Source organism: Methylobacterium sp. Leaf125 (assembly GCF_001423085.1).
Taxonomy (GTDB): Bacteria; Pseudomonadota; Alphaproteobacteria; order Rhizobiales; family Beijerinckiaceae; genus Methylobacterium.
Genome location: NZ_LMNU01000001.1, coordinates 558,310 through 571,899, shown reverse-complemented (window position 1 = coordinate 571,899; position 13,590 = coordinate 558,310). Strand labels below are relative to the sequence as shown.

Annotated in this window: 17 protein-coding genes; 12 read left to right on the top strand and 5 right to left on the bottom strand. The window is 72.6% G+C overall.

The window, feature by feature from the left end:
• The first annotated feature begins 370 nt into the window (after window positions 1-370).
• The 6 genes from ASF58_RS02570 to ASF58_RS02545 all read left to right on the top strand — a co-directional run bounded on the left by ASF58_RS02570 (window position 371) and on the right by ASF58_RS02545 (window position 4,279).
• Window positions 371-703 (top strand): DUF2293 domain-containing protein, encoded by a 333-nt coding sequence (locus tag ASF58_RS02570; RefSeq protein ID WP_082512782.1) that lies wholly within the window; start codon window positions 371-373, stop codon window positions 701-703.
• Window positions 704-836: 133 nt separating this feature from the next.
• Window positions 837-1,046 carry a TOBE domain-containing protein gene (locus ASF58_RS02565; protein ID WP_055948660.1) on the top strand — a complete coding sequence of 70 codons (210 nt, stop codon included), beginning with the start codon at window positions 837-839 and terminating at the stop codon, window positions 1,044-1,046.
• Window positions 1,047-1,051: 5 nt separating this feature from the next.
• Window positions 1,052-1,600 carry a hypothetical protein gene (locus tag ASF58_RS02560; protein ID WP_055946967.1) on the top strand — a complete coding sequence of 183 codons (549 nt, stop codon included), beginning with the start codon at window positions 1,052-1,054 and terminating at the stop codon, window positions 1,598-1,600.
• Between the two features lie 126 nt (window positions 1,601-1,726).
• Window positions 1,727-2,653 (top strand): penicillin-insensitive murein endopeptidase, encoded by a 927-nt coding sequence (mepA, locus tag ASF58_RS02555; protein ID WP_055948657.1) that lies wholly within the window; start codon window positions 1,727-1,729, stop codon window positions 2,651-2,653.
• Between the two features lie 55 nt (window positions 2,654-2,708).
• Window positions 2,709-3,599, top strand: a complete 891-nt coding sequence (locus ASF58_RS02550; protein WP_055946965.1) for an aldose 1-epimerase family protein — start codon at window positions 2,709-2,711, stop codon at window positions 3,597-3,599.
• Complete coding sequence (locus ASF58_RS02545) at window positions 3,596-4,279, top strand: TenA family protein (RefSeq protein ID WP_055946963.1); 684 nt, start codon at window positions 3,596-3,598, stop codon at window positions 4,277-4,279. Before ASF58_RS02550 ends, ASF58_RS02545 begins: the two co-directional genes overlap by 4 nt.
• A 17-nt stretch (window positions 4,280-4,296) precedes the next feature.
• On the opposite strand, the gene ASF58_RS02540 is transcribed toward ASF58_RS02545, so the two are convergent.
• Window positions 4,297-4,626, bottom strand: coding sequence for a hypothetical protein (locus tag ASF58_RS02540; protein WP_156375508.1), 330 nt, complete (start codon window positions 4,624-4,626; stop codon window positions 4,297-4,299).
• Between the two features lie 385 nt (window positions 4,627-5,011).
• A complete protein-coding gene (locus ASF58_RS02535) occupies window positions 5,012-5,728 on the bottom strand; it encodes an HAD family hydrolase (protein WP_055946960.1) in 717 nt (238 codons plus the stop codon).
• Window positions 5,729-5,943: 215 nt separating this feature from the next.
• On the opposite strand from ASF58_RS02535, the gene ASF58_RS02530 reads away from it, so the two are divergent.
• The 3 genes from ASF58_RS02530 to ASF58_RS02520 all read left to right on the top strand — a co-directional run bounded on the left by ASF58_RS02530 (window position 5,944) and on the right by ASF58_RS02520 (window position 7,723).
• Complete coding sequence (locus tag ASF58_RS02530; protein ID WP_055946958.1) at window positions 5,944-6,264, top strand: hypothetical protein; 321 nt, start codon at window positions 5,944-5,946, stop codon at window positions 6,262-6,264.
• Window positions 6,265-6,459: 195 nt separating this feature from the next.
• Window positions 6,460-6,744: a hypothetical protein gene (locus tag ASF58_RS02525; protein WP_055946955.1), complete on the top strand. Its 285-nt coding sequence runs from the start codon at window positions 6,460-6,462 to the stop codon at window positions 6,742-6,744.
• Window positions 6,745-6,781: 37 nt separating this feature from the next.
• Window positions 6,782-7,723, top strand: coding sequence for an ATP-binding cassette domain-containing protein (locus ASF58_RS02520; protein ID WP_055946953.1), 942 nt, complete (start codon window positions 6,782-6,784; stop codon window positions 7,721-7,723).
• 31 nt (window positions 7,724-7,754) lie between these two features.
• On the opposite strand, the gene ASF58_RS02515 is transcribed toward ASF58_RS02520, so the two are convergent.
• The 3 genes from ASF58_RS02515 to argH all read right to left on the bottom strand — a co-directional run bounded on the left by ASF58_RS02515 (window position 7,755) and on the right by argH (window position 10,372).
• Window positions 7,755-8,444: a hypothetical protein gene (locus ASF58_RS02515; RefSeq protein ID WP_055946951.1), complete on the bottom strand. Its 690-nt coding sequence runs from the start codon at window positions 8,442-8,444 to the stop codon at window positions 7,755-7,757.
• Between the two features lie 101 nt (window positions 8,445-8,545).
• Window positions 8,546-8,893 (bottom strand): hypothetical protein, encoded by a 348-nt coding sequence (locus tag ASF58_RS25545; protein WP_055946949.1) that lies wholly within the window; start codon window positions 8,891-8,893, stop codon window positions 8,546-8,548.
• A gap of 93 nt (window positions 8,894-8,986) precedes the next feature.
• Window positions 8,987-10,372, bottom strand: a complete 1,386-nt coding sequence (gene argH, locus ASF58_RS02505; protein ID WP_055946947.1) for an argininosuccinate lyase — start codon at window positions 10,370-10,372, stop codon at window positions 8,987-8,989.
• 54 nt (window positions 10,373-10,426) lie between these two features.
• Here argH and ASF58_RS02500 point away from each other — a divergent pair, with 54 nt between their 5' ends.
• The 3 genes from ASF58_RS02500 to ASF58_RS02490 all read left to right on the top strand — a co-directional run bounded on the left by ASF58_RS02500 (window position 10,427) and on the right by ASF58_RS02490 (window position 13,584).
• Complete coding sequence (locus tag ASF58_RS02500) at window positions 10,427-11,056, top strand: TlpA disulfide reductase family protein (protein WP_055948650.1); 630 nt, start codon at window positions 10,427-10,429, stop codon at window positions 11,054-11,056.
• A gap of 225 nt (window positions 11,057-11,281) precedes the next feature.
• Complete coding sequence (locus tag ASF58_RS02495; protein ID WP_146056304.1) at window positions 11,282-11,761, top strand: hypothetical protein; 480 nt, start codon at window positions 11,282-11,284, stop codon at window positions 11,759-11,761.
• A 134-nt stretch (window positions 11,762-11,895) separates the two neighbouring features.
• Window positions 11,896-13,584: a methyl-accepting chemotaxis protein gene (locus ASF58_RS02490; RefSeq protein ID WP_055946944.1), complete on the top strand. Its 1,689-nt coding sequence runs from the start codon at window positions 11,896-11,898 to the stop codon at window positions 13,582-13,584.
• The last annotated feature ends 6 nt before the right edge of the window (window positions 13,585-13,590 follow it).

Below are 13,590 nucleotides of genomic sequence, written 5' to 3'. Positions count from 1 at the left end.
CCGGCATCCGAGCCCGACCCTCAACATTTGACAGCAAAACATTATCGAACAATTCACGACAAAGCATCAGGCAGTCGTGGCGCTTCCTCTACGTGGTCTCTGCGGATGAGCGACCGGTGTCGGCGCAGACAAAATCCCATTCCGGCACAGATCAGGCAACGCGAGCGCACCGAGAGCTTGTCAACCTCTCGATGCCGTCGCCCCGGGCGGAGGTTCATGCGACCGTTGGCGCCTGCGACGACGTGGGGCGGGTGGATCGCCGGCGCGCCGGCGGCCGGGCGTCGGTCGTGGACTTTTGCGCCGCGGTCGCGCACCTCGTGCCGGCCCGACTCGGATGCGGGCGGAGGGCGGCGATGACGGAGGACGGGCGATGAACCGGCGCGAGGCGGTGGCGGCGGCCCTGGCGCAGGTGGCTCCGCGCCTGCCCGAATTCGAGACCGAGGCGGTGATCGATCGCGCCCTGGCGAGCCCGGGCCTGCGCAACGCGCGCCCGGACAACGCGGCCTGGCTCGCCCTCGTGGCCTATGCCCGCCACGTCTTCACCGAGTACGACGACCTGCTGGCGGACGGCTACGACCGCGACAGCGCCCGCCACTTCATCCGCGACGACCTCAACGCCGCCCTCGCGGCGTGGGGCTCGCGCCGCCGGGTCTCGGAGGAGGAGACCGCGCCGGACGAGGAGGAGGCGGACGAAGCCCCGTGAGCCCGATCACGGTCGCGTGGGCTCGGGTACTGGGTTGCATCCGGACGGGTTGCACCGCGCCGGCGCGAACGGCATCGTCCCGCCGCGCCGGCTCATTCGTCCGGGCCGGGCCAAGTGGAGGGAACCCATCGTCATGAAGATCAGCGCACGCAACGTCCTCAAGGGCAAGGTCGTCTCGGTCGAGAAGGGGGCCACCACGGCCCACGTGAAGATCGAGATCGCCGGCGGCCAGCTGGTCACCGCCTCGATCACCAACGAATCCGTCGACAGCCTGAAGTTGACCGTGGGCGGCGAGGCTTATGCCGTGGTGAAGTCTTCCGACGTCCTGGTCGCGGTGGATTGAGGACGATGCGCCGGCTCGCCGCGATCGCGCTCTCCGCCTCTCTCCTGGCGCTGTCCGCCGAAGGGGGGCAGGCGCAGCCCGCCCGCGAGTCCGGCGCGTCGCCGGCCGCGGACCCGGCGGCCTGCACGCAGTTCGACTGGTCGCTCCTGCGCGAGCAGGCCTGGTTCTCGGCCGCGAGCCTGCCGCGGCTGGACTCTGGCGGCACCCTCGCGGCCGCGATGCCGGCCGCGATCCTCGTCCTGAAGCTGCAGGACGCGGTCGCCCCGCCCTTCGCGCCCTCGCGGGAGCCGAAGCCCGGCTCCTATGGCGGCGTGCTGCACCTCGAGGCGCCCCTGGCCCCGGGCGCCTACCAGGTCACCCTGTCGGACCGGGCCTGGATCGACGTGAGCCAGGACGGCAAGACCCCGCGGCCACCGACCGCCAGCACGATGCGCTCCGGTTGCCCGATGCTCGCCAAGAGCGTGCGGTTCCAGCTCGGCACCGCGCCGATCACCCTCCTGGTCAGCGGTGCGCCCGCCGACACGATCCGGATCGCCGTGGCGCCGGTGGAATAGGGCGGCACCGCGGACCCTCGACGGGGCGATCCCCGATGGACTAGCGTGGGCGCGAGACCCAGAACCTTCGCCTCAGACGATCCTCGGCGCCCCGCCCGGCGGGGACGCGATCCCGGGAGCCCTCCGCTGACCCTTCGCCTCCGCCTCGCGACGTTCCTGCTCCTCGGCTCCTGTCTCGGCCTGCCCGCTGCGGCCCAGGACCGGGGCACCGTCAACCCGAAGCCCCTGCCGCCGCTGGCCAACCCGGACGCGCCGGACACGCCGGCGAAAGCCCTGTTCGGCCGTGCCACCACCCCGGCCTCCGGCCCCGCCCATGCCTACGGCTCCTATGCCAAGGGCTGCTTCTCGGGCGGCGAGGCGCTGGCCGTCGACGGGCCGAACTGGCAGGTGATGCGCCTGTCGCGCAACCGGATGTGGGGCACCCCGCCCCTCGTCGAGTTCCTGGAGCGCCTGGCCGCCAAGGCGCCCCGCATCGGCTGGAACGGCCTCCTCGTCGGCGACATGTCCCAGCCCCGCGGCGGCCCGATGCTCACCGGCCACGCCTCGCACCAGCTCGGCCTCGACGCCGACATCTGGCTGACCCCGATGCCGGACCACCGCATGAGCCGGGTCGAGCGCGAGGAGACCTCCGCCACCAACGTGGTCCGCCCCGACCGCCTCGACATCGACCCGCAGGTCTGGACCCCCGAGCACCTCAAGCTGATCCGGATGACGGCGCAGGAGCGCGAGGTGGCGCGCATCTTCGTCAACCCGGCGATCAAGAAGGCCCTGTGCCGCGAGGCCGGCGGCGACCGCGCCTGGCTCTCGAAGGTGCGGCCGATGTACGGGCACAACTATCACTATCACATCCGGCTCTCCTGCCCGGCGGGCCAGGACCAGTGCGGCGACCAGGCCCCCCCGCCCGCCGGCGACGGCTGCGGCGAGGAGCTGGCCTACTGGTTCAGCGACGCGATCATGAATCCGAAGCCCGCGACGAAGCCGCCGCGCCCGAAGCCGCCGATGACGATGGCGGCCCTTCCCGCCGCCTGCCGGGCGGTGCTGAAGGCGCGCTGAGGACCTCTCCCGCCGCCCCCACCGCGGGGGCGGCCAGCCGGACGACAGGACACCGATGGGCGAACGGATCACGATCACGGCCGGCGACGGCACGCAGGCGGTCATCGACGCCGACGGGGCGGAGCCCGTCTCCTGGCAGGTGGGCGGACGCGAGTATCTCTGGAGCGGCGATCCCGCGCACTGGAACCGGCACGCCCCGTGGCTCTTCCCGGTGGTCGGCGCCTCCACCGACGGCACGGTCCATGTCGGCGACGCGGCCTACCCGATGCCGCAGCACGGCTTTGCCCGCGACCTGCCGTTCACCGTGATCGAGCGGTCCGGCGACAGCGTCGCGCTGCGCCTCGCCGACAGCGCCGAGACGCGGGTGCACTACCCCTACGCCTTCCGCCTCGACATCACCGCCCGGGTCGGCCCCGGACGCCTCGATCTCGAGATCTGGATCGAGAACACCGACACCGTGCCCCTGCCCTACGGACTCGGCTTCCACCCGGCCTTCCCCTGGCCCTTCGCGGGCGGCACCCGCGCGGCCGGGGGCGGCTACGCCGTCCGGTTCGCGCACCCGGAGCGCCCCTTCGCCCCCGAGGTCGGGGCGGGCGGCCTGCTCCTGCGCGACGAGCGGCCGATTCCCCTGGAGGGCGACACCCTCCCCCTCGATCCGGACCTGTTCACCGAGGCCCTGGTCTTCCGGGATGCGGCGAGCCGCTGGATGCGCTTCACCGGGCCCGACGGCGCGGCGATCCGCCTGGCGGTGTCGGACTTCCCCCACCTCGCGGTCTGGACCAAGCCGACGGCCCCCTTCCTGTCGCTGGAGTGCTGGACCGGCCACGCCGACTGGGCCGGCTTCGCGGGCGACCTCACGGACCGGGATTCCCAGCGCCTGCTGGCACCGGGGGGCCGCGCGCGCCACGGGGTCACCCTGTCGTTCGAGCGGGAGAGCCGGGCATGACGGAGGCTTTTTCGGTGGAGGCTTTCTCGGTACAGGCCTGGGCGCGCAACGCGGAGGCCTACGAGGCCATCCGCACCATGCCGTTCAATGCCGAGCTCGCCGCCGGCAGTCTCGCGCAGGCGCGCTTCATCCACTACATCGTGCAGGACGCCCACTACCTCGTGGGCTTCGGCCGCGCCCTGGCGCTGGCCGCCGCCAAGGCGCCGAACCCCGACCGGATGGTGCAGTTCGCCCGGGCGGCCGAGACCGCCATCGTGGTGGAGCGCTCCCTCCACGGCGGCTTCTTCCGCGATTACGGCATCGACGCCGCGACCTTCGCCGGGACCCCGCTCTCGCCGCCCTGCGACCACTACGTCTCCTACCTCGTCTCCACCGCTTATGCGGAGCCCTACGAGGTGGTGCTCGGCGCGCTGCTGCCCTGCTTCTGGATCTATGCCGAGATCGGCCGGGACATCTTTTCCCGGGCGCAGGCCGACAATCCCTACCGGGCCTGGATCGACACCTATGCGGGCGAGGACTTCGCGCAGGCGGTCGCCGCCATGATCGCGGCGACCGACGAGGCGGCCCAGGGCGCCTCGCCGGAGGTCCGGGCCCGGATGCACCGCGCCTACACCCAGGCCACCCGCCTCGAATACCTGTTCTGGGACGGGGCCTATCGCGGGGCGGCCTGGCCGGTCTGAGGGAGGGACCGAACCCGTCAGATCGCCTGAAGCCGGGGCGCCCGCGCGCCGGTGCCGGGACGGGTCCGGTTGCGGAACCGGTCCCGGGCGGCGCGGGCCGCCTGCTCGACGCTGCGGTAGACCGTCCCGTCGAGGGGGGCGAAGTCGCGGCTCGACGCGAAGAAGCGCACGCCGCCGGGTTCCGGAACGGCGATGCCGGCGGTGATCTCGCCGATCTCGATGATCCGCGGCGGGGCGGGCTCGGCCTGGAGGGGGTTGCGGGCGCGCTCCGCCCGATGCTCCGCGAGGCTGGGAGCCGCGGGCAGGCGATTCAGCGCCCGCTCGGCCTCGATCTGAAGAAGTGGCATGACAAGGACTCCGGGGGCCGGCGCTGGGCCGGCACAAGACGAACGGTGGGACGCGACGGGATGGTCAGCGTCGACAGCAGCCGTGTTGGGACCGGAGACTCGGGGCATCGCCCCGCTGGAAGCAGACAGTCACGGCAAGTCATCCTTTCCAAGAAGGACCACGAGGCGCGAGCGCATCGCGGTGCTTTAGCGTTTGGTGACGCGGCGCAAGCTACACACTTCAAATCACCGCGGTGCGACGACACCCAGGGGCGTCGCCGAACCTCTCGAAGATGCTCATCCCGTTGCGGTTCGTCAACGGATCGATCTTCCGAATGCAACACACTCCGTGGCAGAAACGGCCCCGCCCGGTGCCCGGCGCGCGCGCTGCCTCCGCAAGCCCGGGTCAGGCGGCGGCGATGACGGCGGCGAGGTCCCGGTAATCGCGGAAGATCCGGGACGCGCCGGCGCGGGTCAGGTCCGCCGCCGCCGGGTCGTGGTGCCAGTGCCCGCCGCCGCTGAAGCCGACGACGCGCATGCCGGCGGCGCGGGCCGCCGTGACGCCGGGCACGCTGTCCTCGATGACGAGGCAGGCCTCGGGGGCGAAGCCCATCGCGGCGGCGGCGTGGAGGAACAGGTCCGGCGCCGGCTTGCCCCGCGCCACCAGGGTCGAGGAGAAGATCCGCCCCTCGAACAGCGGCAGCAGCCCCGTCAGACCCAGGGAGTGGCGCAGGCGCACGGGGTCGCTGCTGGACGCGACGCAGGACGGCAGCCCGAGGGCGGCGACCGCCGCGGCGACGCCCGCGACCGCCCGCAACTCCGTGTCGAAGGCGCGCAGCGTGTCCGCCTTCACGGCCTCGACGAAGCCCTCCGGCGCCGTGATCCCGTAATCCTGCGCGATGTGACCCATGATCGAGACCATCGAGGTGCCGGCGAAGCGCGCCCGCACGGTCTCGACGTCGATGGGCACGCCGATGCGGTTGAGCCCGGCGGTGAGGCGCGCCAGGCTGATCGGCTCGCTGTCCACGAGCACCCCGTCGCAATCGAAGATCACCAGCGCGAGGGGTGGGGCCGTCTCGCCGGGCGCGGGCACCGGGGGGAGGAGGGGGGAGGCGTCGCGCATGGGTTTGGGTCGGGTCTCGGGTTGCGGCCGGGCCCCGCCTGCCGCGCGGCCCCAGCCCGCATATGGCGCGAACGCGATCCGGCGCAAACCGCGCGGCCCGCCTGCGCGGGTCCCGGGGCGCCCGCGGCCGCGGCATCGGTGGCTTGCGCCCGTCGGCGCGCCCTCCTACTCAGCCTCAGGGCCGGCGCGGATGCCGGCGGGTGCGATCGGGTGCGATGGTCCGTTTCCTCAGCCGCTTCCTCGGCCTCGTCTTCCTGGCGGCGGGCTTCGTCTGCCTCGTCTACGACGGGGCCCGCTCCGTCGCGAACAACACCCTGCGTGTCACCAGCGTCAGCGACCTCGCCTTCACCCTGTTCAAGGACCGGGCGAACGCCCTCCAGGGCACGGTGGAGAGCATCGCCCCCTGGCTGTGGAAGATCCTGGTCCTGCCCCTGACCCTGGCGCCCGCCGCCCTGATCGGGCTCGTGATCGGGGCCGTCCTGCTCTGGCTCGGACAGCCGGCGCGGGAGCGGATCGGCTTCCTCAGCGGGCCCTGAAGGCGGTTCGGAGCCGCGCGCGCCGAACCGGGTGCCATTTCGCACGCCCTGCCGCCCGCCACCTTCGCGCCATCCGGCCGAGGTGCCATAATCCTGAACGGTCCCCATCGTAGATGAACGGGATCATCGGGGCGCGACGTCGTTCACGTCCGATCGTCCCGACGCCTCGTCACCTGTCAGGGATCCGTCGTCCTCATGTCCCGCGCCCTCCTGTCCCGCCTCGCCGCCGCCTCCACCCTGGCCCTCCTCCTCGGCGCCGCGCCGGTCCTGGCGCAGCCGTCCTCGGGCGCCCCCCCGCGCAACGTCGCTCCCACCGGGGTGACCAAGCCGCCGGGCCGCGCGGATGCGGGCAAGGCGCCCTATACCCGCGCCTCCACCGAGGCCGACATGGCCAAGGCCCAGCGCGCCTCGGCCGCCCGCGACAAGGCCTGGGACACCAAGATGCGCACCACCATGGGCTCGATCTGCAAGGGCTGCTGAGGCGCAGGCGGCCAAACCGCGCGCCGGCCCGGGCCCCATGATCCGCCTGGAAGGCGTCGGCAAGCGGTTCCCCGGGGCCGAACGCCCGGCCGTCGATGCCCTCGACCTCGTCGTCGCCGAGGGCAGCGTCTGCGCCCTGATCGGCCCGTCCGGCTGCGGCAAGTCCACCACGCTGCGCATGGTCAACCGCCTGGTCGAGCCGGATGCCGGCCGCGTGCTGGTGGCCGGCACGGACGTGATGCGGACCGATCCCGTCGCCCTGCGCCGGCGCATCGGCTACGTGCTCCAGGGCGTCGGCCTGTTTCCCCACCGCAGCGTGGCCGACAACATCGGCACCGTGCCGGGCCTGCTGGGCTGGACGCGGGCCCGGATCGCCGACCGGGTCGACGCGATGCTCGACCTCGTCGGCCTCGACCCGGTGCAGTACCGGGCGCGCCGCCCGCACGAGCTCTCCGGCGGCCAGCGCCAGCGCGTCGGCGTCGCCCGGGCCCTGGCCGCCGATCCCCCGGTGCTGCTCATGGACGAGCCCTTCGGCGCGGTGGACCCCGTCGCCCGCGACCGCCTGCAGGCCGAGATCGGCGCCATTCTCCGGCGCCTGGGCAAGACCGTGCTCATTGTCACCCACGACATCGACGAGGCGATGCGGATGGGCGACCGCGTCGTGCTGATGCGGGACGGCCGCATCGTCCAGGCCGATCCGCCCGAGCGCCTCCTGGCCGCGCCGGCCGATCCCTTCGTCGCGAGTTTCGTCGGGCAGGACCGGGCGCTGCGCCGCCTCGCCCTGATCGCCGCCGAGCGCCTGGCGAGCCCCGGACCCCTGCCGGACGCCCCCGCGATCGCGGCCGGGGCGTCCCTGCGGGAGGCCCTGGCCCTCCTGCTCGCCACCGGCGCCGACGGGCTCAACCTCACGGGCGACGGTCCGGCGGCCCATCTCACCCTGGCGGCGATCCGGGCAGAGGCGGCCCGGGCGGTGACGTAGCCCTGGCCCCCCGCTTCCCCTACTGGTTCCTTTACTTGCACTCCTCGCGGGCGCGCTTCATCGCGTCGCCGAACCCCGCCAGGGCGTAATCGTCGCTGGTGGGATTGCCGCGCAGCGAGGTGGTCTTGATCTGCAGCTTCGGGGTGCGGGCCATCTCGGTGACCACCCGGGTCTCCTCCGCCGGGTTCTGGAGCCAGGCGTTGTTGTCCTTGGTGACGAGACCGTAGCGCGTGGCCCCGAGATTCAGGGTCGGGTCGGTGGGCGCCGGGCCGGCATTGGCCTTGGCCTGGCTGCTCGCGGGCTTGGCCGGGAAGCCGAGCATCACCGCGACCTCGTTGGCCACGTTCTCGGCCTTGCGCACGGTGACGAAGAGGTAGGCCGTGTCGCGCTTCAGGGTCTTGGGCGAGCGCGCCTGCGGCTGGGCGATGGCGTAGCAGACACGGGTCTTGCCCTGGCCGTTGGCGAAGACGTTCCAGTCGCCGAAGATCGCCACCGGGGTGGCCTGCTGCATGCCGGGGGCCGTCATGGCGGCCTTCGGGGCCCGCTCGCGTCCGCGGCGGGACCTCTTGCGGCTCGGGGCCTCCGCCTCCTCGGGGGCGGCCTCCTGGGCCTGAGCGGGGCCGACCGCCAGGGGATGGGAGATGCCGACCAGGGCGGCGGGAACGGACAGGACGAGGATGGCGGCCCCGAGCCGGAGGCCGCGTCGCAGAACAGGAACCATGGAAGACCCTTCGGGACGTCGCCGGACCGGAAGACCCGGCCGACCGTCCGGATATGCGGCGCCGCGTGGCGCCGGTTTCAGGAGTGCGCGTCCCGCAGCCCTCAGGCGGCGTGGGGCTCGGCGGAGAACACGCCCGGCAGCGCCGCCATCACGCTCGCGAGGGCGGGCGCGGCCAGGGCCGACAGGGTGGTGGATTCCGTGGGGGCCGGGCCCGTCGCCTCGGAGGGCTCGGAGGACTCGGAGAACTTGGAGGACTCGGGCATCCGCACGCGCGGCAGCGCGCGGGGCTTCGGATCGTTGTAGGGCGTGTTGTAGCACTTGCGCACCGAGGCCCAGAAGGCGACCCGGTCGGCCTCGGGCAGGCGGCGCAAGGTGGCGTCGATCAGCGCTGTGGCCTCAACCGCGAGGGCGGGGACGTCATCCGGCGCAATCCAGCTTTCAGCGGGCATGAGAAGATCTCCGAGGGGCTCGGGACAGGGTCCTACACAGCATCACATAGCTGAGCCGTGAACGCACCTGCCCCGAGTCCGGTTCTTTTCGCCTCACGCCTGCGCGAGTGCCGCGAGCCAGCGGTTCGCCTGCGACCGTACGTTGTCCGGCGCGGTCCCCCCGTAGCTGGTGCGGCTCGAAACCGAGTTCTCGACGCCGAGCACGGCGTAGACCGCTTGCGTGATCCGCGGCTCGGCGGCCTGCATCTCGGCCAGGGAGAGCTCCTCCAGCCCGACGTTGCGGGCGGAGGCGGCGCCGACGAGGCGCCCGGTGACGTGGTGGGCCTCGCGGAACGGCAGGCCGAGCTCGCGCACCAGCCAGTCGGCGAGGTCGGTCGCGGTGGCGTAGCCGGAGCCGGCGGCACGGGCCAGGACCGGGGCGTTGGGCTCGAGGTCGCGCACCATCCCGGTCATGGCGGCCAGGCACAGGGAGAGCGCCTGGAGGGCGTCGAAGGTGCCCTCCTTGTCCTCCTGCATGTCCTTCGAATAGGCGAGCGGCAGGCCCTTCATCACGATGAGCAGGCCCGTGAGGGCACCGATGACGCGGCCGGACTTGGCGCGCACCAGCTCCGCCGCGTCCGGGTTGCGCTTCTGCGGCATGATCGACGAGCCGGTGGTGTAGCCGTCGGACAGCCGGACGAAGTTGAACTGCGCCGAGGTCCAGACCACCAGCTCCTCGGCGAAGCGCGAGAGGTGGACCGCGCAGATCGAGGCGGCGGCGAGCGACTCCAGGGCGAAGTCGCGATCGGCCACCGAGTCGAGGGAGTTCGCCGTCGGCCGGTCGAAGCCGAGCGCCGCGGCCGTGGCGTGCCGGTCGATGGGGAAGGAGGTGCCGGCGAGCGCCGCGGCGCCGAGGGGGCACTCGTTCAGGCGCGCCCGGGCATCGCGGAACCGGCCCCGGTCGCGGGCCAGCATCTCCACGTAGGCGAGGCAATGGTGCCCGAAGGTGACGGGCTGGGCCGATTGCAGGTGGGTGAAGCCCGGCATCACCGTGCCGGCATGGGCGAGCGCCTTCTCGGCCAGCGCCCGCTGCAGGTCGGCGGCCTGCCCGTCGAGGCTGTCCAGGGTGTCGCGCACCCACAGCTTCATGTCGGTGGCGACCTGGTCGTTGCGCGAGCGCGCGGTGTGCAGGCGCCCGGCCGCCGGGCCGACGATCTCGGTGAGCCGGCTCTCGACGGACATGTGTATGTCTTCGAGCTCGCGCTTGAACACGAAGCCGCCCGCCTCGATTTCGTCGCGCACGGCCTTGAGGCCGTCTTGAATCGCGGCCACATCGGCGGATGGCAGGATGCCGGCCGCACCCAGCATCGCCACATGCGCCAGCGAGCCGCGGATGTCCTGGGGCGCGAGGCGCTTGTCGAACCCGATGGAGGCGTTGATCTCCTCCATGATCTCGGCGGGGCCGCTCGCGAAGCGCCCGCCCCACATCCGGTTGCTCATGTTCTCAATCGTCCTTCCAGCCGCCCTGCCCGCCCGCCCCCGGACGCAACGATGATGCCCGGCCGCAGATCTGCGCTGATCGCCGGGGCCGTCCTCGTCGCCGCACTCGGTGCGGGGCTTGCCGTATACGGGACGGGCTCGACCGGCGGCAACTCCGCCGGCCCCTGCGCCGGCTCGGCCGCGGCGGCGGCCCGCATCGCCCCCCTGGCCCGGGGCGAGGTCGCCGCCCTCCAGGTCGCGACCGCGCCGGTGCCCGCGCCGGCCCTGGCCTTCAAGCGGCCGGAGGGAACCGACGCCACCCTGGACGGCGTGACGGGCCTGCGCCTCGTGAACCTGTGGGCGACCTGGTGCGCGCCCTGCAAGGCCGAGATGCCGGCCCTCGACCGGCTCCAGGCCCGGCTCGGGGGCCCGGATTTCCGCGTCGTGGCGATCAACGTCGACACCCGCAACCTCGAGGCGCCGCCCGCCTGGCTCAAGCAGAACGGCATCGCGCGGCTGGCCTACTATGCCGATCCGGGCGGCCGGGTCCTGCCGGCGATCCAGAAGGCCACCGGCTCCCTCGGCCTGCCCACCACCCTGCTGGTCGACGGCGCCGGCTGCACCCTCGGGGTGATGAAGGGACCGGCCGAGTGGGACAGCCCCGACGGCGTTAGGCTGATCGCGGCCGCCCTCGGGCGATCCTGACCCGCGCGGGGAACCGCCCCCCCGGGCGGATCGCGCCAGGATTGCCGCTAGGACAGAACACCCGCCGCACGGTCATTTGCAGTCACCGACAGGGAGATAAACCTTTTCGTTAGTGGAAATGGCAGACCCGACAGTTGTCAGGCAGGCGCGTCGCGCTCATGATCGATCGACATCGAATCGATGCGAATGTCTCTGCGCCTGTTCTCAGACGGAGGCCTGATCATCATGTCACGACGTTGGGTCTTTCTCTCGGCGGCCGTTCTGGCCGCGCCCCTTGCGCGGGCCGCCGAACTGCCCCGCAGCGGCACCGACAGCTACTCCACCACCTACGTCACCGCCGCCTTCGTCACGATGAAGCTCGGGGAGCGCACCGTGACGACCTACGACAGCTCCGGAATCACCCGCAACGAGTCCGGCGGCCCGATGTTCAACAACATGGGCACGCGCTGCCTCGGGATGCGCGAGGTCGTCGGCGGCGAGGCGCTCAACCGCGGCTCCTGCATCGACAGCGACGCCGATGGCGACCAGATCTTTTCCACCTACGAGGCCAAGGGCGCCAAGGGCACGCATGTCTTCGTCGGCGGAACCGGCAAATACGCCGGGATGTCGGGCACGGCGGATTATACGAGCCAGTCGGTGAAGAGCCCGGACGGGCGCGGAATGACGCTGGTCATTCACCAGTCGAACTGGAAGCTCTCACCCTGATTATTCAATCACGGGCGACGATAGATGATGATCATCCGCGACAAGCTTCGTCCCTCGACATGAAGACCCGTGGGAATTTTTAACGCCTGTCGCGAATGATGCGGGGCCTCCCCTCCCATTGGGCTCCTCGCTGCATGTCCTTTCCCGCCCTGTCGATCCGCACCAAGCTGTTTCTCGGCTTCGGTCTCGTCTTCGGTCTCATGGCGGTGATCGGCGGGTCGGCCCTGATGCAGCTGCGCGCCGTCAACGCGGTGGCGCGGGAGATGCGCGACGAGCGCCTCCCGAACGTGCAGCTCCTGGGCAAGATCCAGGTCCTGGTCCTGCGCCAGCGGGTCAATGGCGGTCGCCTGATCACCGCCGATACGGCGGCGGCCCGCACCGACGTCTCGGCCGCCCTGGCCAAGCGGGAGGCCGAGATGCGCGCCGCGCAGGCCGCCTACGCGGCGCTGCGAGCCAGCCCGGAGTCGCAGGCCCTCTACCGCACGTTCGAGACGGAATGGTCCGCCTACCGGACCCTGCAGGAGGGGATCGTCACCCAGGCGCAGGCCGGAGACCTCGCGGGCGCCCAGCGCACCTACAACACCGACATGTCGACGCGCATCAACGCCGTCCTCGGCGCCCTGCAAAAGCTCGTCGACCTCGAGGAGGGCAGCGCCCGCGCCAGCGGCGCCCTCGCCCAGGACACCTACGACACCGCCGTCCTGACCACCGCCCTCCTCGTGGGCCTCGGGATGCTGATCGCGGCGGGCGCGGCCGTCGCCCTCGCCCTCGGCGTCAGCCGCCCCCTGCACCGGATGACCGAGGCGATGCGGCGGCTCGCCACCGGCGACACGGCCGTCGCCGTGCCGGGCGCCGAGCGGCGGGACGAGATCGGCGCGATGGCGGACGCCGTCCTGGTCTTCAAGGACAACATCCTTCGCACCCGCGCCCTGGAGGCCGAGACCGAGGCGGCCCGGGCCGGGGCCGAGGCCCTGCGCCGGGAGACCCTGCGGGGCCTGGCCGATCAGTTCGAGGCCGCGGTGGGCGGCGTCGTGGCGCAGGTCGGCACGGCCGCGGCGCAGCTGCAGGACACGGCCCGCAGCATGTCGGCCAATGCCAGCGAGACGGCGCAGCGCTCCGTCTCCGTGGCCGCCGCTGCCGACCAGGCCTCGGCGAACGTCACCACGGTGGCGGCCGCGGCCGAGGAGCTCGGCTCCTCGGTCGACGAGATCGGCCGTCAGGTCCAGGGCTCCGCCCAGCTCTCCCGCGAGGCGGTGACGGAGGCCGGCCAGACCGCCACCTTCGTGCGCGACCTCAGCGAGGCGGCCCAGCGCATCGGCGACGTGGTGGCGATGATCTCGACCATCGCGGGCCAGACCAACCTTCTCGCCCTCAACGCGACGATCGAGGCGGCGCGGGCCGGCGAGGCGGGTCGGGGCTTCGCGGTGGTGGCCGCCGAGGTCAAGGAACTCGCCAACCAGACCGCCCGGGCCACGGACGAGATCACCGGCCAGATCGCCCGCATCCAGGGCTCGACGGGCCAGGCGGTGGCGGCGATCGGCGCCATCACGGGGCGCATCCGCGAGATCAGCGACGTCGCGGCCTCGATCGCGGCGGCGGTGGAGGAGCAGGGGGCGGCGACCCAGGAGATCGTGCGCAACGTGGCCCAGGCCTCGATCGGCACCGGCGAAGTCACGCAGAACGTCTCGGGCGTCGCGGGCGCCGCCGAGGAGACCGGTGCGGCCGCCGCCCAGGTGCTGGCCTCGGCCTCGGCGCTGTCGCGCCAGTCCGAGCATCTCGGCGGTCAGGTCTCGCAGTTCCTCGCCACCATCCGGGCGGCCTGACCGCCG